Origin of the sequence: Streptomyces mobaraensis NBRC 13819 = DSM 40847, from assembly GCF_017916255.1 — a bacterium.
GTDB classification, from domain to species: Bacteria; Actinomycetota; Actinomycetes; order Streptomycetales; family Streptomycetaceae; genus Streptomyces; species Streptomyces mobaraensis.
The window spans coordinates 2267258-2285896 of record NZ_CP072827.1; the positions used below are offsets into that span (position 1 = coordinate 2267258).

Here is an 18639-nt window from a genome sequence, read left to right on the forward strand (position 1 = left end):
CGTCAGCTCACTTCCGCGAAGGCGGTGCAGTACTCGTCGACCGGATCGCGCGGCAGCCCGGTCACCGGATCCGGATAGGGCTCCATCATCTGGGCGAACGTGGGGGGCCGGACGGCGTCGTCGGCCGCGGCGAGCGGGCTCGGGGAGTGTCCGGCGCCCACGAACCGCTTCTCGCATTCGATGGTGACCGACTGGGACCAGAACCCGATGTGGACGCTGATCGTGATCCGGGCCCGGCCGTAGACGGTTCCGCTGCCGCTGTCGTAGGTGAGTTCCAGGAGGAGTTCGATGGAGGCGGAGACGATACCGAGCACGTCGACCTCGCCGCGGGCGCGGAAGTAGCCGGTGATCCGGCATTCGGAGGTGGCGAGTTCGAGCCGGAAGTAGATGCCGGCCATCACGGACAGGCTTCCGCTCGCCACGCCGAGGTTCATGGAGACGGCGGCCCCGAACTCCAGGGCGGCCTCCAGGACGGCGACCTGCTTGGGCGTGATGACGATGCCGAAGAAGCCGCCGCCGCCGAGCAGGGACACGGTGAGCCGGAAGGGGGCCTGGCGGCTGCAGAAGGAGAAGCCGATCTCCAGCGGCCGGCCGATGAACGGGAGGTCCAGATAGGCGTCCAGGCGGATGTTCTCCAGGCTGAAGACGCCGATCGCGAGGCTGGGGAGGGGGATGCCGTAGCGGGCGGTGATGCCGGTCGACGTGACCTGGATGCCGGGCGGGTCGCTGAAGCCGTCGATGGGGATGAGCTGCCGCAGCGTCTCGACGAACGACAGCGGGCCGATGAACTCGACCTTCCGGAAGCCGACGTCGATGTCCGGCTTCTCGCCCGCGCGCATCCGGAAGCGGACGCGGTCGAAGGTCAGCCGCATGGCCTGGAAGGAAGGGATGAGGACGAGGTCGAACTTCTCCAGCGAGCACGTGACGTCGGCTCCGGAGGACACGTCCGGCCGCAGCGAGCCGCGGAGGTCGACGACGAGGGAGAGCCGCCCGACGGTCCGGGTGCCCTCGGTGTGCGGGACGAAGACCGGGTCGCCGGTGTCGGGCCAGGGCTTGATCTGCGGGCTCCACTCGATGCGGGTGCTGACCGTCTCGGGGAGCTTCAGACCGCGGGCGGCCTGCTGGAGCGCGTCGCGGAGGGACGGCAGTTGTCCGGCGGCGGTGGTCCAGGTGTCCACCTGTTCCCGGACCCGGGTGAGCAGCGTGCGGAGGCCGGGGTCGGCGGTGGTGGGGAGGGCGGTGAGGAGGTTGGTGAGGGCGGTGGAGAAGGCGGCGAAGGCGTCGTCGATCTGTTGCAGGGTGACGGGCGGGTCGGTGGCGGGCGTGACGGGCGACGACGGCGGGCCGGTGGCGGGTGTGGCGCGTGGTGGCGGCGGGCCGGCGGGAGGCGCGCCTGCCACGGGCGGCCCGGCACCCACCGTCGGACCGCCCGCCGGGCCGGCCGCCGGACCGCCCGCGCGATCGCCCGCCGGACCAGCCGTCGGGTCTCCCGTCGGACCGGCCCTCGGCGGCGCCCCAGCGGGCCCGGGTTCCGCCGGAGCACCGCCATCGCTCCCCGGCGGTGCGGCGGTGGGAAGCGAGGGGTGGGAGAGGTGTTCGGCGAGGTAGGCGGCGACGAGTTCGGCGAGCCGCCGGGCGGTGTCGGCCACCTGCCGGGCGGCGGGCGGCAGGCCGGGCGCGGCGTTGTCGGCCAGGTCGCGGACGCGGCGCAGGTCGCCGAGGAACCCGGTGACCGAACTGACGGTCTGGGTGATGAAGTTGGGGACGTGCAGGGCCGGCAGCGGATCGCCGGGGAGGATGTGGCGGATGACGTCGGCGAGGGAGAGGACCCCCAGGAAGTCGATGCCGAGGGTGCCGAAGAAGTCGGCGGGGTCGAACTCCCCGCCGGCGATGCGGTCCAGAGCCGTGGCGACGGGCCCGGTGCCGGAGACCGGGCCGGTCGCGCGGGACAGCCCCGCCACGTCGAAGCTGGGCGCGACGAGCGCGCCGGAGCGGTCGCGCCGGCTGTCGAAGTCCATGGTGAGCGCGGGGCCCCCGGTGTGCAGCAGGCTGAGGAAGACCTCCCCGGGGTTGCCCTTCCTGGCCCCCTGGGTCACCGCCGCGAAGCCGGACAGGGCGTACCGCTTCGCGTACGTCACGGGCACGGTGGCGGTCGCGTCGCCGGTCAGCGCGCCGACGGCGGGGACGGCGGCGGTGGCCCAGCTCAGCTGCGGGATGAAGTGTGCCTCGCCGGGCGCCGGATGGGCCGGGTCGGGGACGGCGAGGGCGGGCGGCGCGGCGGCGCCCCAGACGAGGTGGGCCACGTCGACACTCGTGTCGTCCGGCGTGACGGGTGGTGCCAGGGCCACGGACTGGCCGAGCAGCGCGGCGCTGGTGAAGGGGGACGGATCGGTGACGGCGGCGGCCCGGGAGCCGTCGGGCGCCGGCGCCGGCGGCTGGGACCGCCTGTTGTACTCGGCGAGCACTTCGGCGAGTTGCTCCCCCCGGCTCAGATGCTCGGGGACGAAGAGCAGCGGGGTGCGGAACTCGACGACCCGCCCCTGGTGGTCCACCGCCGTGGCCTTGAACAGGAACGGCTCCTCGGTGGCCGTCGCCGGGAAGAACCAGGTGGAGGTGGGCGGGTCGGGGAGGTGGACGAGGTTCGGCGTGACGAGGGTGTCCAGGCGGACGCTGGTGAACGGGAAGAGGAGGTTGGTGAGGTCGGCGGCCGGGTCGCCGTCCCTGGGCAGCGGCCGCCCCGGGTCGTAGGTGCGCAGGGGCTGCCGGACGAGCACGTAGAAGCGCTGGAAGAGGAAGGCGGTCCGCGGGTCCTTGAACTTCCGTTCCGTGACCTGCACCACGGCCGCGCGGTGCCCGAACGGGCACAGGTACCCCTCGTGCATCACCCGCACGTAGTGGTCCCGGCCGAGGGTGGTGTGCTGCCGCCAGTCCGACAGGTCGATGCCCGCGGGCCGTTCGGGCCACTGGCCCACGCTCTCCAGCCAGCCGCCGAGCGCCGACAGCATCAGCGTCCGGGCTCTCACCGGCACCGGCGTGAACGGCTTGCCCTCCACCGTGGACAGCCCGTCGCGCGCGGTGAGTTCGACGAGATCGGTGCGGTCTCCCGGGGTGAGCGGCAGCCGCGTCACCTCGGGAGCGGGCGTTCCCGGGTCTCGGTCGCGGTTCCACACGGCGCGGACCGTGCCCCCGCTCAGCCGGGTGTGCCACAGCGCCACCCGCTCGCCCGGCCCGGGTTCGTCCACCGCGTCCCGGTGGATCCAGCGGGCCTGCCGCGGGGGCGACAGCAGGAGCCTGTAGGGCAGTTCGATGCCGGTGCGGGGGCGGGTGGGGTCGGCGAGGGGGTTCTCGGGGGTACGGGGGCCGGGGGCGGCGTCGGACGCCTCGCCTCCGGAGGCGGTACCGGTGACCGCGGGCTCGGCGCCGGCCGCGGCGGCGAGGGTGGCGTCCACGCCGTACCGGGCGGTGAGCTGGGCGGTGGTGCGCAGCAGCCGTACGAGCGCGAGGGCCCGGACCGTCGGGTCGCCCTCGGCGCCCCCGCCCGTTTCCTCACCCGTTTCCTCGGCCGCTCCCCCGCCCGCTCCCACGCCGGGCGGCCGGACCGCGACCACCGCCACCGCCGGATCGGCCTCCCGGGCCGCGTCGACGACGCGCAACGGCAGCGCGCGCATGGCCGCCAGCAGCCCCGCCTCGGAGTACCCGACCACGTCCTGCGCCCCGACCTCGAAGACGAGGACGCTCCGCCCGCTGACGAGCGAGCCGACGGGCACGTCCCGCGGATCCGGGTCCGTCCCCTCCTCCAACAGCGCGTGCTCCGCGACGTGCTGCGGCCCCAGCGTCACGACGAGCAGTCCGTCCTGCTGCGGATCGGCGCGGATCAGCCGCCGACTCCCCGGCCGGTCATCGAACTTCAGCCCGACGAACCCGAAGTTCAGGTCCAACAGGTCGGTCCCGCGCAGTACCCGGATCGGTGCCGGAGTGCTCATGCCGCCCCCTAACAGCTGCCCATCCCCCTGGATACTCCTGTGGGAGCGGCAGGTGTATGACCCGAACGGGTGATGGCGGAACGCGGTACTCCGAATAGGTGATACCCGGACAGGGCCCTTCCCATCGGGAGGAAGGAGGCGAATTCTCCCCTCGAAGGGCGGACCGGGCAGCACGCACGCGGCGCCGGTGCCACCGGCTGCCGGAAACGGCACCCCCCGCCCACGAAGGGGGTACGACAATGTCCACATCCTCACGACGCCGGGCGGCGAGACCGGCCCTGGTCCTCGCGGCGGCCCTGGCCCTGACCACCGGCCTGGCCACCACCGCCCCGGCCGCCTCGGGCGAGTTCATCTACCAGAGCCGCGCCACCGGGTTCACCCGCACCTTCGTGGACCCGATGAACAACGTCTGTCTCTTCTTCGAGTTCGGCGCCAACAAGATGGTCAACAGCACGAACCGGACGGCCCGGGTGTACCTCAGCACCGTCTGCGGCGAAGGCGGTTCCGCGGACATCCCGAAGGGCGGTACGAAGACGGCCCTGCTCGACGACTTCCACAGCGTGAAGTTCCTGTAGCCGGCCGGGCCGGGGCCGTCACTCGGGTGACGGCCCCGGCCGACCCCGGCCGACCCCGCCCGCCGGCCCCGGGCCCCTCAGAGCTCGGTCACCACCACGTCCACCGCCCACGGCCGCCCCGCCTTCTCCGGAGCGCCGCCCTCCACCACGTACCCCAGGTCCCGCAGCGCCTCGACCAGCTCACCGGGACCACCCGGCTCCGCACCCGCGACCAGCAGATCCCGCACCATCCGCCCCTTGGTCGCCTTGTTGAAGTGGCTGACCACGGACCGCTTCTCGACCCCGTCCACCACCCGCGACTGCAGCACCCGCACCGTCACCGTGCGCTCCGCCACGCCCCCCTTCGGCTTCCAGGCCGTCGCGTAGGCGGCCGAGCGCAGGTCCAGGACGAGGCCCTCCCCCGCGGCGGCGGGCAACGCCTCCGCCATCGGCCCGCGCCAGAACGCGCCGAGCGGGCCCAGCCCCGGCAGCTTCACCCCCATCGAACAGCGGTAGGAGGGGATGGCGTCCCCGACGCCCACCGCACCCCACAGCCCGGAGAAGACCAGCAGCGACCGCTCGGCGGCGCGCCGGGCGGTCGGCGGGAGCGTGGTCAGGCCGAGCGCGTCGTAGAGGACGCCGGTGTAGATCTCGGCGGCGGGCCGGGTGCCGGCCGTCCGCAGCCCGGCGTTCTTGGCGACCTCCCCGCGCAGCCCCTGGCTCAGCCCCAGCACCTCGGCCGCCTTCTCCTCGTCGCCCGAGCACAGCTCCACCAGCTCGGCGAGCACGGCGTCCCGCGCGGCGGCGAGCCCCGGGAGGGCGAGGGCGCCGGTGTCCACCGGGGCCCCGGTCCCGCCGGTGGCCTTCCCCTCGGACGGCGGCAGCAGCACGAGCACGATCGGTTCTCCTTGGGTATCCGTGGGCATCCGTTCTTACGGCCCCGGCGAGCCTAACGCCGTACGCCACACTCACCGCGCCGCCCGCCCGGCCCGCCCCTACGCTCGGATCATGCCCCGCCGCACGATGCGGGTGACGGATGAGGACCGCGCCCCGCTGCAGAGAGCGCTGCGCGAGCTGCGCGAGCGGACGCACGCCCCCACCGGGTTCCCCGCGGACGTCCGGGCGGAGGCGGACCGTGCCGCGCGACGACGGCCCCGCGTCCCGCCGTACGACGCGACGGCGCTCCCCCTGTTCACGATCGACCCGCCCGGGGCGAAGGACCTCGACCAGGCCATGCACCTGGCCCGCCGCGCGAAGGGCGGCTACCGCCTCCACTACGCCATCGCCGACGTCGCGTCCTTCGTCACCCCCGGCGGCCCGCTGGACGCGGAGGCGCACCGCCGCGCGGTGACCGTCTACTACCCGGACACCCGCGTCCCCCTCCACCCCGCCGCCCTCTCCGAGGACGCGGCGAGCCTGCTGCCGGACCGCGACCGGCCCGCGCTGCTGTGGGAGTTCGACCTGGACGCGGACGGGGCCGTGTCCCGTACGGACCTGCGCCGGGCCCTCGTCCGCAGCCGCGCCCGGCTGGACTACGCGGGCGTCCAGCGGGCCCTCGACACCGGCACCGCCGACGAGCCGCTGGTCCTGCTCCGCGAGACGGGCCTGCTCCGGCAGGAGCGGGAGCGGGAACGCGGCGGCGTCTCGCTGGACGTCCCCGAGCAGGAGATCGTCCGGCAGGACGGCCGCTACGTCCTGGAGTACCGGACGCCACCGCCCGTGGAGGGCTGGAACGCGCAGCTCTCCCTGCTGACCGGCATGGCCGCCGCCGATCTGATGCTCGCGGCGGGCACCGGCGTCCTCCGCACTCTGCCGCCCGCGCCGGAGTCCGCCGTGGCGGCCCTGCGCCGGGCGGCCCGCGCACTGGGCGTGAACTGGCCGGACGACATGCCGTACGCCGTCGTCCTGCGAGCCCTGGACCCGGCGCACCCGCAGCACGCCGCGTTCCTCCAGGAGTGCACGACCCTGCTGCGCGGCGCGGGCTACGCCGTCTTCGACCGCGAACGCCCCGCCGAGCGCCCCCCGCCCGCCGACCCCGTCCACGCGGCCGTCGCCGCCCCCTACGCCCACTGCACGGCCCCGCTGCGCCGCCTGGCCGACCGCTACGCCCTGGAGTGCTGTGTGGCGGCGGTCGCCGGTTCGAGCCCCCCTGAGTGGGTGCGGACCGCCCTCGACGCCCTCCCGGCCGAGATGGCCGCCGGCTCCCGCCGGGCGGCCGAGGCGGAGCGCGAGTGCGTCGACCTGGTGGAGGCGGCGCTGCTCCGCGACCGCATCGGCGAGGTCTTCGACGCGTACGTGGTCGACGTGATCGACACCCGCCCGACCGCGGGCACGGTCCACCTCTACGAGCCCGCCGTCGTGGGCCACGTGGAGGGCGACCCCGACGGCCCGCCGCTCCACCTCGGCCACCGGACGCGCGTCCGCCTGATCGAGGCGAACCCGGGCCGCGACAAGGTCTGGTTCGCCCCGGCGTGACGCCCCGGCGTCCCCTCCTCCCCCGGCCGCCCGGTACCATGGTCGACACGGCGGACGAGCCGGCCGGGCGGCCGCGTGGGATCTTCGGATCCCCCGAGGAACGTCCGGGCTCCACACGGCAGGGTGGTGGGTAACGCCCACCCGGGGTGACCCGCGGGACAGTGCCACAGAAAACAGACCGCCGGGGATCTTCGGATTCCCGGTAAGGGTGAAACGGTGGTGTAAGAGACCACCAGCGCCTGGGGTGACCCAGGCGGCTAGGTAAACCCCACCCGGAGCAAGGTCAAGAGGGGCCGCCTTCACCGGCGGCCCTGCGCGGACGATCGAGGGCTGCCCGCCCGAGTCCGCGGGTAGACCGCACGAGCCTGCCGGCAACGGCAGGCCTAGATGGATGGCCGCCTCCCCCGGGCCCGCGAGGACCCGAGGAGACAGAACCCGGCGTACAGGCCGACTCGTCCGCCCCTCACCCCGTCTGACCTGCGGAAACAGGCACCGGCGGGGCTTCTTTTCGGGCCCTGGGGTTTTCCGGGGGTTTTCGGTCGACCGAAACCACTACGGCGCGCCAACCCGCGGGCGCGCCTTTCGAGGCTTTCACAGGGGGCGAAACGAACCGGAAGACAGTTCGGCAAACACTCGCCCGCACATCCGTCGGTGATCAACTACCCGACTTCCCGAATACCGGCGTTCTCGCGTGGACGGTTGCCGCACCTCACCCCTAGCGTCGTCCCAGCGCGGGGATGGACCCCGCCGAGAGGGGTGGACCATGGCGCGTGAGGGGCTGACGCGGCTCACGGGAACCGGCTCCGGGAACTGCAGCAAGAACGACTGCCCCAACGTCTACCGGACGGACACGGGCTCCATCGTCGTCCAAGGCGAACTGTCCGACGCTTTCACGCCTCCCCGGGGCGAAGGGCTCGTGGAGATTCCCGCGAGCGTACTGAAGGAGGCCGTCCGTGCTCTTGGATGGTGAGGAGTGGGAGGCCAGGTTTATCGGCTTCCGTAGTGAAGCCTGGCGGCTGGAGACCCTGCCGGTCTACCGGGTCCCGCAAGAAGAGGAAGAGATCCGGCAGTTCCTCGCGGGTGAGCGCATCGATCCTCACGCCTACTCGGACGAGTACACCGACGACCTCAAGCGGGTGCGCCGTGAGGGCAAGACGAAAGGTCGCGTGCACATCGTGACCCGTCCGCTCTCGGAGTACCTCCGGTACGAGTTCATGTACTACGAGCCCCACGTGTGGGCCGGTGAGGACATCCGCATCATGGATGTGACCGACAGGGAGAATCCGTTGGCCGACGTCCAGGACTTCTGGATGTTCGACCGGTCGGAAGTGGTGCTCATGCACTACGCATCCGACGGCACCCAGATCGGCCGGGAACTCTACGAAGGGGACCCGGAACCGTACAGGGAGTATCAACGGATAGCACTGGCGGAGTCGGTGCCCTTCGAGGAGTACGTGAAGGGCCTTGACATTCGACCCTGAGCGGCTGGGCCGGTCCAAGGCCGATTTGGCAGCCACGCTGAAGACGCTCCGCAAGCGAGCCGGACTTTCACAAGTTCGGCTCGCTCAGCGTTGCAACATGTCTCAAACCAAGGTCAGCAACATCGAGAGCGGAAAGGCAACCCCGAACCTTGTCGACGTCGAGCTGATCCTGCGGGCCCTCGACGCTCCCCCACAACTGGTCTCGGAGGTCTCAGCCCTTGCGCGGATCGCGAACACCGAATGGCAGGACGACCGGTCCCTGCTCCGCAGGGGGCTCGACAAACGGCAGAACGAACTGGCCTGCCTTGAGCGGTCGTCCCGGGAGTTCCGATATTTCCTGCCAACGATGATCACCGGCCTCCTGGCCACGCCGGAGTACGTGAGAGCAAGCGTCGCAGAGGTTCCGGGAGACCAGAGCAAGACCATCGCGAAGAAACTGGAACGCCAGACGGTCCTCTACGACAGGTCGAAGAGGTTCACCTTCGTCCTCACCGAGCAGGCCGTCAGATGGCCTCTCGTCCCACCCGCTGCCCTGGCCGTACAGATCGACCGCCTCGCGTCCTTGACGCACCTGCCGAACATTCGGCTTGGGGTCATCCCGATCGAGCCCGGGGTAAAACCGGGACCGCTGAGCGTGTTCACTGTTTACGACGACAGTATGGCCACCGTCGAGACGCCGACCGGAGTCCTCGTCTTCAGGGACAACAGAGACGTGTCCGCGTACCTGGACGAATTTGCCATACATAAGGCTCATGCCGTGTTCGACGAACAGGCCAGGGAAAAGCTCGCCGAATGGGCGAGCCTTTGCCGGTCATGATCTTTAATCGACTACTCGCATAAAACTGGACCTGCCCAGCCCGGCCTCACCACGATGTGCCCATGACCTCGGACATCGAATCAGCAGCACAGCAAGCCGCCGTCTTCATGGCGGGCAAGAGGAAAGCCGACGAGACGGCGTTCATGCTGGCCCAGGTACTGGCGATGATGGGCGTCAGGGTCGGCGACAGACGCTCGTGGCCGCAGCTCGCGGGGCGTGCCTCGCTTTCCGGGGAGCCGTCCGTGTACCTGGGGGCGGTGCCGATGGACACCGCCAAGCAGCTGCTCGGCGCCCTGATTTACGCCGAGTCGGCGAAGCGGTTCCGGTGGCGCGTGGCGCCGGTGGTCGGCGACGAGGTGTCCGGGCCCGCCCGTCGGGGGGAATCGCCCTGACGGGAGGGCAACTCCCGTGTTCTCGCGGTCAGTTGGTGCCCGCGATCTCGTCCAGCAGCGCCGCCAGGTCCGCGGGACGCGAGAGCATCGGCCAGTGGCCCGTCGGGAGGTGGCGGAGGTCCGACCGGGCCATCGGGGCGAAGGCCGGGTTGCCCGTGGCGGCCAGGGTGCGGACCTGGTCGGGGGTGAAGGTGCAGGTGATGATCGTGGTGGGGAGGTCCGCGGGGGTCGCCGGGTGGGTCAGGGAGCCGGTCACCGTGGCGAAGGGTTGGGGGGTCGCCAACCCGCGGAGGCGGGTGAGGTGGTCGATTGACAGGCCGGACAAGCCGGACAGGCCGGCCAGGTCGTCCGGGGTCGTCGCCGGGTCGAACGGCGGGGGCGGGAGGCGCCATCCGTCGCCCTCCTTCGCGACCCGCTCGCGCCACCCCTCCTGCGTCGTCGGGTCGTTGAAGTCGATGACCGCCATGCCCGCCGGCAGCGGGCCCGTGTCCACGTACACGAGGCGCGCGATCCGGTCCGGGATCCGGTCCGCCGCGCCCGCGACCGGCACGCACGCCCCGCTGTGCCCCACCAGCACCACGTCCCGGAGGTCGCCGTCCTCGATGACGCGGACGACGTCGTCGGTGTGGGTGTGGACGTCCACCTCCGGTGTCGCCTCGGCGGCCCGTTCGGCCAGGCCGGTCAGGGTGACCGGGTGGACGCGGTGTCCCGCCGTCCGCAGGGCCCGTGCCACGTCCTCCCAGGCCCACGCGCCCAGCCAGAACCCGGGGATGAGAACGATCTCCGCCATCGCCGCCGCCTCTTTCCTTTTCATTCCTTGCCGTCCACCGTGTTCGGCCGAGCGTAGGCGGGGTGGCGGACAGCCTGTGTCCTACATGCGCACGCGAATCCGCCGCGCGCCCTCGGGGCGTCAACTCGCCGCCGCGGCAGCGGTGATCATCGGGGTGGAACGGCGATAACCTGCCCCATGCCATGAACGAATTCGCTGACGAGGCACGCTCGCGCGTCGCACACCTGCTCAGGATGGCCAATACGGAGGACGACGAGGTGAGGGCGCGGCTCATCGCGTACGCGGACGCCACGCCCGAGCCGCCGATCATGGACCGGGCGGGGATCGTCACCACGGGCTGCGCCCGGTGCCGGGGGACGGCGTGGCGGCGGCAGGACAGGGACGGGCCGGTGTGGGTGTGCGGGTCCTGCGGGCATGTGGAGGGGGTGACGGTGGAGTGTCCGCACTGCGCGGTGGACATGGAGCCGCCGCCGCCCGGCGCGCCGGACCTGTGGCGCTGCCCCGAGTGCCCCCGCACGGCGGCCACCGGCGAGGGGCCGCGCGAGATCGAGGAGCGCGAACGGGAGCGTCAACGGCGGCTCGCCGGCGGGCTGTTGGGGCGGACCTTCGTCGGGAGCGGTGTCATACGGGGCGCCGATACCGGAAGCGGTGTCATACGGGGCGCCGCCGGCGGCGGCGCCCCGTCTCAGCGCAGGTGCGACGTGTCGTTCAGCAGCCGCAGCGACGTGTTCCCGTCCGCGTAGTACGCCACCGCCGACAGGGAGGCCGCCGACAGCTCCATCTTGAAGAGGGACTCCGGAGGGGCCCCGAGCGCCAGGCGGACCAGGGACTTGATCGGGGTCACGTGCGACACCAGCAGCACCGTCCGCCCCGCGTAGCGGGTGAGGAGGCGGTCGCGGGCGAGGGCGGCGCGGCGGGCGACGGCCGCGAAGCTCTCGCCGTCGCCGGTGGGGGCGGCCTTGGTGGAGGCGAGCCAGGCGTCGAGGTCGGCCGGGTAGCGGTCGCGGACCTCGGCGAACGTCAGCCCCTCCCAGGCGCCGAAGTCCGCCTCGCGCAGGCCCTCTTCGACGCGGACGTCGAGTCCGAGGCGGGCCGCCACCGCGCCCGCCGTCTCACGGCAGCGGCGCAGGGGTGAGCTGACGACGGCCTGGATCGTGCCGCGCGCGGCCAGCGCGGCGGCGACGGCCTCGGCCTGACGGCGGCCGGCGGGCGACAACTCGGGGTCGGAGCCGCCGCTTCCGGAGAATCGCTTCTGCGGGGTGAGCGCGGTCTCGCCGTGCCGGAGCAGGACGAACGTCGTCGGCGCCCCGAGATCGGCGGGCGCGGCCCAGCCGAGGGGCGCGGCCTTGGGCTCCCCGAGCGGTTCGGCGAGCGCTTCCCCGAGCGGTTCCACATGCGCCGGCCCGCCCGCCGTCCCGACCGGCGCCGGCTCCACCGGCGCCGCGGCGTCGGCGGCGCCCGTCACCGGCCGCGGCCGGCCCGAGGGCTCCCAGGCCAGGCCCTTCTTCCCCGCGTCCATGGCCTCGTTGGCGAGCCGGTCCGCGTGCTTGTTGCGCTCGCGCGGGATCCACTCGTAGCCGACCCGGTCCGCCGGGAAGACCAGCCGCGCCCGGGCGGCCAGCGGCCGCATATCCGGGTGCTTGATCTTCCAGCGGCCGGACATCTGCTCGACCACGAGCTTGGAGTCCATCCGCACGGTGATGTCCGCGTCCGGGTCGAGCGCCCGCGCAGCCTCCAGACCGGCGATGAGCCCCTTGTACTCGGCCACGTTGTTGGTGGCGGTGCCGATGTACTCGGCGGCCTCGGCGAGGACCTCGCCGGTCGCCGCGTCGAGCACGACCGCGCCGTACCCGGCGGGACCCGGGTTGCCCCGGGAGCCGCCGTCGGCCTCGACGACGAAGCGGTGGGCCATGTGCTGCCTACAGCCCCGACTCGGGGGTGCGGACCAGGATCCGGCGGCAGTTCTCGCAGCGGACGACGGCGTCCGCGGCGGCGGAACGCACCTCGTTGAGCTCGGTGATGTTCAGCTCCAGGCGGCAGCCCTCGCAGCGGCGCTGGTAGAGGCGGGCCGCGCCGACGCCGCCCTCCTTCTCGCGCAGCTTGTCGTAGAGCTTCAGCAGGTCGGCGGGGACGGAGTCGGCGACGATGCCGCGCTCCTTCGTCACCTTGACGGCCTCGGCGTCGATCTCGGCCAGGGCCTCGTCACGGCGGGCGACGGCCGCGTCGACCTTGCCCTGGACGGCCTCGACGCGGGAGGTCAGCTCGGTGACGCGCTCCTGGGCGGCCTCGCGGCGCTCCATGATCTCCAGGACGACGTCCTCCAGGTCGCCCTGGCGCTTGGCGAGGGAGGCGACCTCGTGCTGGAGGTTCTCCAGGTCCTTGGGGGTCATCCCGGCGCCGGAGTCGAGCCGCTGCTGGTCGCGGGCGGCGCGCTTGCGGACCTGGTCGACGTCCTGCTCGGCCTTGGCCTGCTCGCGGGCGGTGTCGCTCTCCTCGGTCTGCGCGGCGACGAGGAGGTCGCGGTGCTGGGCGAGGTCCCCTTCGAGGGCCTGGATCTCGGCGTGCTCGGGCAGCGACCGGCGCTTGTGGGCGAGCTGGCCGAGGCGGGTGTCGAGGGCCTGGAGATCCAGGAGGCGGATCTGGTCGGCGGGCGCGGCGTTCAGTTGGGGGCTCCTCTTACTGGTGATCGGAGTGATCGGTGGGGGCGGAGGACGCCGCGTGGGCGGTCCAGGGGTCGGTGACCAGGCGCGAGACGTGGGTGCGCAGGCCCCAGCCGTGCCGGTCGGAGATCTCGTCGAGCTGGGCGGCGGCCTGCTCGGTCCACGGCCACTCGGTGGCCCAGTGCGCGGCGTCGACGAGGGCGAGCGGGCTGTGCTGCCGCGCCTCGGAGACGGGGTGGTGCCGCAGGTCGGCGGTGACGTACGCGTCGACGCCGGCGGCCCGCACCTCGTCGAAGAGGGAGTCGCCGGAGCCGCCGCAGACGGCGACGGTACGGAGCACCTGCCGCGGGTCGCCGGCGACGCGGATGCCCTGCGCGGTGGCGGGCAGCCGGGCCGCGCAGCGCTCGCCGAACTCGGCGAGGGTCACCGGCGTGACCGGTTCGCAGATGCGGCCGAGGCCGCGGCGGCCGGTGGGGTCGGTGGGGTCCGGCACCAGGGGGCCGATGACCCGCAGGTCGAGGGCGCCGGCGAGGGCGTCGGAGACGCCGGGGTCGGCGCGGTCGGCGTTGGTGTGGGCGACGTGCAGCGCGATGTCGTTCTTGATCAGGGTGTGCACGGCGCGGCCCTTGAAGGTGCCGGCCGAGACCGTGGTCGTCCCGCGCAGGTAGAGGGGGTGGTGGGTGACGACCAGGTCGGCGCCGAGCTTCACGGCCTCGTCGACGACGTCCTGGACGGGGTCCACGGCGAAGAGGACCCGGCCGACGAGGGCGTCGGGGTCGCCGCAGACCGTACCGACGGCGTCCCACTGCTCGGCCCGCTCCGGGGGCCAGAGGGCGTCGAGGGCGGCGATGACTTCAGACAGTACGGGCACGGGGAAAGGCTACCTGGCTCCCGGGGGCGGGAGGCTTGCCTCCCGGTGGGCACCCCCAACGGGCCGGGACCGGAGGGGCACCCCCAACGGGCCGGGACCGGAGGGGCACCCCCAACGGGCCGGGACCGGAGGGGCACCCCCAACGGGCCGGGACCGGAGGGGCACCCCCAACGGGCCGGGTGTCCCCTACTTGACCAGGAAGCCCCGCAGATCGTCCAGCACGCTGTTCGCCGCCGTCACCCCGAGCCCCAGGTACCAGGTCTCGTCGCTGACGTCGCGGGCGCGGCCCTCCTTGACGGCCTTCAGGTTCTTCCACAGCGGGTTGTCGCGGGCGACGTCGCGCTTGGTGCGGTCGGGGTCGCCGTAGACGCCGGTGAAGATCCAGTCGGCGTCGGCCTGGTCGATCTTCTCGGGGCCGATCTGCACGGCGAGCTCGTCGACCTGCTGGTTCTTCGGCCGGGGCAGACCGGCGTCCTTCAGGACCGTGCCGATGAACGACTTCTGCGCGTACAGCCGGGTGAACTGCGGCATGTAGCGGACCATGCTGATGGTCGGCTTCTTCTCGCCGACGTCCTCGCCGAGCTTCTTCGCCTTCGCCTCGTACGCGGCGAGGTTGGCCTTGGCCTTCGCCGTCTCGTCGAGGGCGGCGGCGTTGAGGAGGTAGTTCTCCTTCCAGGTGAAGCCGGGGCGGACGGAGAAGACGGTCGGCGCGATCTTCGACAGGTCCTTGTAGTGCTTCTCCGCGCGGAGCTTGCTGCCGAGGATCAGGTCGGGGTGGAGGTTGTTGATCGCCTCCAGGTTGAGGCCGTTAATGGTGCCGACGCTCTTGGGGTCGCCGGCGTCCTTCCGCAGGTAGGACGGGATGCCGTCGCCGCCCTCGGCGGGCGCGTAGCCGACGGGCTTGATGCCGAGCGAGACGACGTTGTCCAGCTCGCCGACGTCCAGGACGACGACCCGCTTGGGCTTGGCCTTGATCTCGGTCTTCCCCAGGGCGTGGGTGACGGTGCGGGGGAACTGCCCGGCGGCGGCGTCGGTGCCCATCTTCCTGGTGAGGTCGGCGGCCTTGCCGAAGTCCTTGCCGCCCTGGGCCACGTCCTTCGACCCGGCGCCGCCGTCCTTCCCCTTGCCCCCCTCGCCGTCGGAGTCGGATCCGCAGGCCGCGAGCGAGAGCGCGGCGGCGAGGGCGAGGGCTGCGGCGGCCGTACCGCGGCGGCGGAGGGGCATGAGGACGCTCCTGGGGGTGTGGGGTGCCGGAGGCACCGGCCCGATGGTTAGGACAGCCTTACTTTAGAGGGTCCGGACGCCGCGCCACCAAGGGGGACGGACCAGCGCAAGAGCGCCGAGACCCCCGCAAGCACACCCACCCCACATCCCTCCGGCGAATCGGACAACCTCCACCCTTACGCGTGAAGCCGTCTCACTCGCAGGGTGGGGCCCCGGGCGCGAAAACTACGTTCTGTGCCGGAGGTGACGTTTCTCATGACGGTCTGTGCCCCCCAGAGCACTCCGGAGACCACTCCCCGGCGTGCGCCGATGGACTCCCGACGCCCGGCGTTCACCATCGCGGCCGACGGCTCGTACGCCGCGTGGCTCGCGCTCAGCCGGGCCACGGGCGGCTGGTTCCCGGAGCGCTGGACCCTCGACGGCCCGGAGCCGTACGCGGTCCCCCTGCCCGGTACCCAGCCCGAGGAACCGGACAGCGAGGTGCTGCCGCTCACCGACGGGCGGGTGCTCATCCGGCGCCGGGTGGCCGAGCGGTACGCCCTGTCGCTGCTCTACCCCACCGGCCCCGGCACCGGCGAACTGCCGCTCGGCGCGATCGAGTGCCCCTACCTGTCGCTGCTGCCGCCCGCGCCGGACGGCCTCTCCGCGTACGCCCTGGTGCACGGCGAGCGGACGACGACCCTGTGGCGCGTGTACGGCTCGCCCGCCGGGCCCGAGCTGCTGGCCCGGGTGCCCGGCCGCTGCTCCGGCGGCGCCTGGCTCGACCGGCCGGGCCGGCTCCTCGCCCTCGACCGCGAACTCGACGGGCTCACCAAGGCCGTCGTCGTCGACCTCGGCCGCGCCGGCGAGACGACGCCCCTGCTGCAGATCGCCGAGAAGAGCAACGACCGGCTGGTGCTCGCCGACCCCGACAGCGGCCTGCTCCTCGTCCGGTCGGACGCGCCCGGCGAGGAGCGGCTGGGCTGGGGGGTGCTCGGCTCGGCGCGGCCGGTCCGCTTCCCCGAGTGCCTGCGGCAGCCCGGCGCGGCGGTGACGCCGTTCGCCGTCCAGCCGGGGCAGACGCTGACCCCCGAGGCGTGCTCGGTGGCGTTCCGCGTCGACCGCGAGTCGGGCACGTCGGTCGGCGTCTGGCGGCCCGCGGAACGGCAGTTGCGCCAGTTCCCCGGCCCGCTCGGCTGGGTGGCCGGCGCCGGACTGTGGACGGCCGACGGGGAGCTGCGCCTGCCGTACGCGACCCCGCACGTCCCCTGCGGGCTGGCCCGGCTGCGCCTGCCCGACCCGGAGGGGGAAGGGGGAACGGGCGGCCCCCTGGGGGACCTGACGGAGCCCGGAGGCCCCTCGGCCCCCCGGCCGGTACCCCTCCAGCAGGCACCGCTCCGGCAGCCATCGCAGCCGCAGGTACCGCAGCCGCACGCCAGGGTGCCTTAGGGGAGGCGGGGGGGCGGGGCGGTGCGCGGCCGCACGCCTGGGTTCTTTCGCGGCGCGGCGGCCGGGTGCGGTGGGGCGGCGGTGACGCGGCAGCGGTGGCGCGGCGGTCGGATCCGGCGCGACGGCCGGGTCCGACACGACGGCCGGATCCAACACGACGGCCGGGTCCAACACGACGGCTGGGTCCAACACGACGGCTGGGTCCGACGCGGCGACGACACGGCGGCCGGGGCCGGTGCGACCGCGGTGACGCGGCAGCAGTGGCGGTGACGCGGCCACCGGGCGCCCCGGTCGGACCGGCGCTCCGGCCGGACGCTTTCGTGGGGACCCGGCGGGCGCCCGGGGGGTGGATCACGCGATCAAGGTCCCGTTAGACTTCGGGGCCGGGGGTTGCGCACGTGGTACCGGCGGAGCACCGCGGTGCGCCGAACGACCGCGCGTGGTACGGGCGTTGACCGTACCGGGGACGGCACCCACGGGTGCCTACGAGGACGGTGTCCACGGACGCCGGCCGACGCCGCGGCCCCCGACGCGCAGAGCACGCACCCACATCCCACGGAGTGACTCCCGACATGTCCGAAGCCCGAACCGACACGACCGAGGCGCGCCCCCTGGAGGCGTCCGCCCAGGCCGCAGCCGCCGGCTCCGGCAGGCACCGCGGCCCGGCGTCGTCCGACGACGCCGGCGGTCCCGCCCACGGCAAGCACCGGCGCACCGCCGAAGCCGCCTGACGAGCGGGTCCCGAGCGCAGCACGGCCCCGGCGGCGGGGCGGTCCGGAACCGGTCCGCCCGACCGCCGGGGCCGCGCCGTCTCCGGGCGCCGGGCGGCGGCCCGCCCTCAGACGTGCCCGCCCTCAGACGTGCTCGCCCTTCAGACGTGCTCGCCCTTCAGACGTGCTCGACGACCGTGTCGGCCAGCACCTCCGCGTCGTCCCGCTCCACGACCGTCACGGACACCTGGACCCGCCCGGGCCCGGGCGTACCGCGCCACATCCGCACCCGCAGCGTCTCCCCCGGGTAGACGACCCCGGCGAAGCGGGTGGCGTACGAGCGGACCCGGTCCGTCCGCCCCTCCAGGACCGTGTCCACGACCTCCTTGAGGGTCATCCCGTAGGTGCAGAGCCCGTGCAGGATCGGCCGGTGGAAGCCGGCGCGGGCGGCGAACTCGGGGTCGGCGTGCAGGGGGTTCCAGTCCCCCGACAGCCGGTAGAGCAGCGCCTGGTCCTCGCGGACGGCCCGCTCCACGGTCACGTCCGGGTCCCGGTCGGGGAGTCCGAGCCGCGCCGAGTCGCCGCGCTCGCCGCCGAAGCCGCCCTCCCCGCGGACGTAGATCCGCGCGTCACCGCGCCACAGCGGCCCGTCCACGTCGTCGACGTCGGTGCGCAGCACGATGACGGCCGCCTTGCCCTTGTCGTACACGGCGGCGACGCGCGAGGTCTGGGTGACGCCGTCGGCGCGGACGGGCAGCGGCCGGTGCAGGGTGATGTGGTGCCCGCCGTGCAGCACGCGGGCGAGGTCGACGTCGATGCCGGGCGTGGAGAGCCCGGCCGCGAGGGCCATCCCGCCGCCCGCCACGGTGGCGAAGGAGGGCAGGACGTGCAGCCCGCTCTCCAGGGTGTAGCGGAGCTCGGCGGGGTCGGTGGCGGGGACGCCCGCGCCGATGCCGAGGTGGTAGAGGATGACGTCCTTGTGGTCCCAGGAGAGGGAGACGGTCCGCGGTTCGGCGGCCGTGGCCTTGGCTGCGTCGATGGGCATGGAGAGGGACTCCTTCGCCGGCACGGTACATACGGACAACGGGGCGAGCGACAACGTACGGGGCGGGCAACGGGACGGCGGGGCAAGGGAACTGGCAGGCAACGAGAACACGTTCCACCAACCGGTCCCTTATAACCCCTCCGCCCGGCCGCCGGAAGGCCCCCGCCCCCGCCTCCGCAGCACGGCCCGCCCCGGGACAAATGTCACCG

At 73.4% G+C, this 18639-nt stretch carries 17 protein-coding genes and 1 other RNA gene; 10 read left to right on the forward strand and 8 right to left on the reverse strand.

Translation table 11 applies throughout. The features are described 5' to 3' along the window. Positions 1-2 precede the first annotated feature (2 nt). Complete coding sequence (locus tag J7W19_RS09370; protein ID WP_004951250.1) at positions 3-3983, reverse strand: hypothetical protein; 3981 nt, start codon at positions 3981-3983, stop codon at positions 3-5. 239 nt (positions 3984-4222) lie between these two features. On the opposite strand from J7W19_RS09370, the gene J7W19_RS09375 reads away from it, so the two are divergent. Next, positions 4223-4558: a hypothetical protein gene (locus J7W19_RS09375; RefSeq protein ID WP_004951252.1), complete on the forward strand. Its 336-nt coding sequence runs from the start codon at positions 4223-4225 to the stop codon at positions 4556-4558. A 77-nt stretch (positions 4559-4635) separates the two neighbouring features. Here the strand turns inward: J7W19_RS09375 and yaaA are convergent, their stop codons facing one another. After that, complete coding sequence (yaaA, locus tag J7W19_RS09380; protein ID WP_004951258.1) at positions 4636-5433, reverse strand: peroxide stress protein YaaA; 798 nt, start codon at positions 5431-5433, stop codon at positions 4636-4638. A gap of 112 nt (positions 5434-5545) precedes the next feature. Here yaaA and J7W19_RS09385 point away from each other — a divergent pair, with 112 nt between their 5' ends. From J7W19_RS09385 to J7W19_RS09405, 6 genes are all read left to right on the forward strand, one after another. Further along, the gene (locus J7W19_RS09385; RefSeq protein ID WP_040891735.1) at positions 5546-7012 is read left to right on the forward strand and encodes an RNB domain-containing ribonuclease; all 1467 of its coding nucleotides are present in this window, start codon (positions 5546-5548) and stop codon (positions 7010-7012) included. Between the two features lie 55 nt (positions 7013-7067). Then, an RNA gene (rnpB, locus tag J7W19_RS09390) (RNase P RNA component class A) lies at positions 7068-7471 on the forward strand. Between the two features lie 304 nt (positions 7472-7775). Then, positions 7776-7982, forward strand: coding sequence for a hypothetical protein (locus J7W19_RS32830; protein WP_004951262.1), 207 nt, complete (start codon positions 7776-7778; stop codon positions 7980-7982). Continuing rightward, on the forward strand, positions 7966-8493 hold the full coding sequence (locus J7W19_RS09395; protein WP_004951263.1) for a DUF6879 family protein: 528 nt from the start codon (positions 7966-7968) through the stop codon (positions 8491-8493). The genes J7W19_RS32830 and J7W19_RS09395 overlap by 17 nt, the downstream gene beginning before the upstream one ends. Then, positions 8477-9310, forward strand: coding sequence for a helix-turn-helix domain-containing protein (locus tag J7W19_RS09400; protein WP_040891738.1), 834 nt, complete (start codon positions 8477-8479; stop codon positions 9308-9310). The genes J7W19_RS09395 and J7W19_RS09400 overlap by 17 nt, the downstream gene beginning before the upstream one ends. Before the next feature lie 62 nt (positions 9311-9372). Further along, on the forward strand, positions 9373-9702 hold the full coding sequence (locus tag J7W19_RS09405) for a hypothetical protein (RefSeq protein WP_004951268.1): 330 nt from the start codon (positions 9373-9375) through the stop codon (positions 9700-9702). Between the two features lie 28 nt (positions 9703-9730). On the opposite strand, the gene J7W19_RS09410 is transcribed toward J7W19_RS09405, so the two are convergent. Continuing rightward, positions 9731-10492 carry an alpha/beta fold hydrolase gene (locus J7W19_RS09410; RefSeq protein WP_004951270.1) on the reverse strand — a complete coding sequence of 254 codons (762 nt, stop codon included), beginning with the start codon at positions 10490-10492 and terminating at the stop codon, positions 9731-9733. A gap of 182 nt (positions 10493-10674) precedes the next feature. Between J7W19_RS09410 and J7W19_RS32835 the strand changes: the two genes are divergently transcribed. Further along, positions 10675-11235 carry a hypothetical protein gene (locus tag J7W19_RS32835; RefSeq protein ID WP_004951272.1) on the forward strand — a complete coding sequence of 187 codons (561 nt, stop codon included), beginning with the start codon at positions 10675-10677 and terminating at the stop codon, positions 11233-11235. Here the strand turns inward: J7W19_RS32835 and J7W19_RS09420 are convergent. From J7W19_RS09420 to J7W19_RS09435, 4 genes are all read right to left on the reverse strand, one after another. After that, positions 11178-12404 carry a bifunctional RNase H/acid phosphatase gene (locus J7W19_RS09420; RefSeq protein WP_004951275.1) on the reverse strand — a complete coding sequence of 409 codons (1227 nt, stop codon included), beginning with the start codon at positions 12402-12404 and terminating at the stop codon, positions 11178-11180. The genes J7W19_RS32835 and J7W19_RS09420 overlap by 58 nt on opposite strands. Positions 12405-12411: 7 nt before the next feature. Beyond that, a complete protein-coding gene (locus J7W19_RS09425; RefSeq protein ID WP_040891741.1) occupies positions 12412-13155 on the reverse strand; it encodes a zinc ribbon domain-containing protein in 744 nt (247 codons plus the stop codon). 13 nt (positions 13156-13168) lie between these two features. Beyond that, positions 13169-14023, reverse strand: a complete 855-nt coding sequence (locus J7W19_RS09430; protein ID WP_004951281.1) for a Nif3-like dinuclear metal center hexameric protein — start codon at positions 14021-14023, stop codon at positions 13169-13171. Positions 14024-14209: 186 nt separating this feature from the next. Continuing rightward, a complete protein-coding gene (locus J7W19_RS09435) occupies positions 14210-15247 on the reverse strand; it encodes an ABC transporter substrate-binding protein (protein WP_004951283.1) in 1038 nt (345 codons plus the stop codon). A 255-nt stretch (positions 15248-15502) separates the two neighbouring features. On the opposite strand from J7W19_RS09435, the gene J7W19_RS09440 reads away from it, so the two are divergent. Together J7W19_RS09440 and J7W19_RS09445 are read left to right on the forward strand one after the other, a co-directional pair. After that, on the forward strand, positions 15503-16675 hold the full coding sequence (locus tag J7W19_RS09440) for a hypothetical protein (RefSeq protein ID WP_040891743.1): 1173 nt from the start codon (positions 15503-15505) through the stop codon (positions 16673-16675). Positions 16676-17247: 572 nt separating this feature from the next. Then, complete coding sequence (locus J7W19_RS09445) at positions 17248-17406, forward strand: hypothetical protein (protein WP_004951288.1); 159 nt, start codon at positions 17248-17250, stop codon at positions 17404-17406. A 157-nt stretch (positions 17407-17563) separates the two neighbouring features. On the opposite strand, the gene J7W19_RS09450 is transcribed toward J7W19_RS09445, so the two are convergent. Further along, positions 17564-18430: a MaoC/PaaZ C-terminal domain-containing protein gene (locus J7W19_RS09450; RefSeq protein WP_004951292.1), complete on the reverse strand. Its 867-nt coding sequence runs from the start codon at positions 18428-18430 to the stop codon at positions 17564-17566. Between the last annotated feature and the right edge of the window lie 209 nt (positions 18431-18639).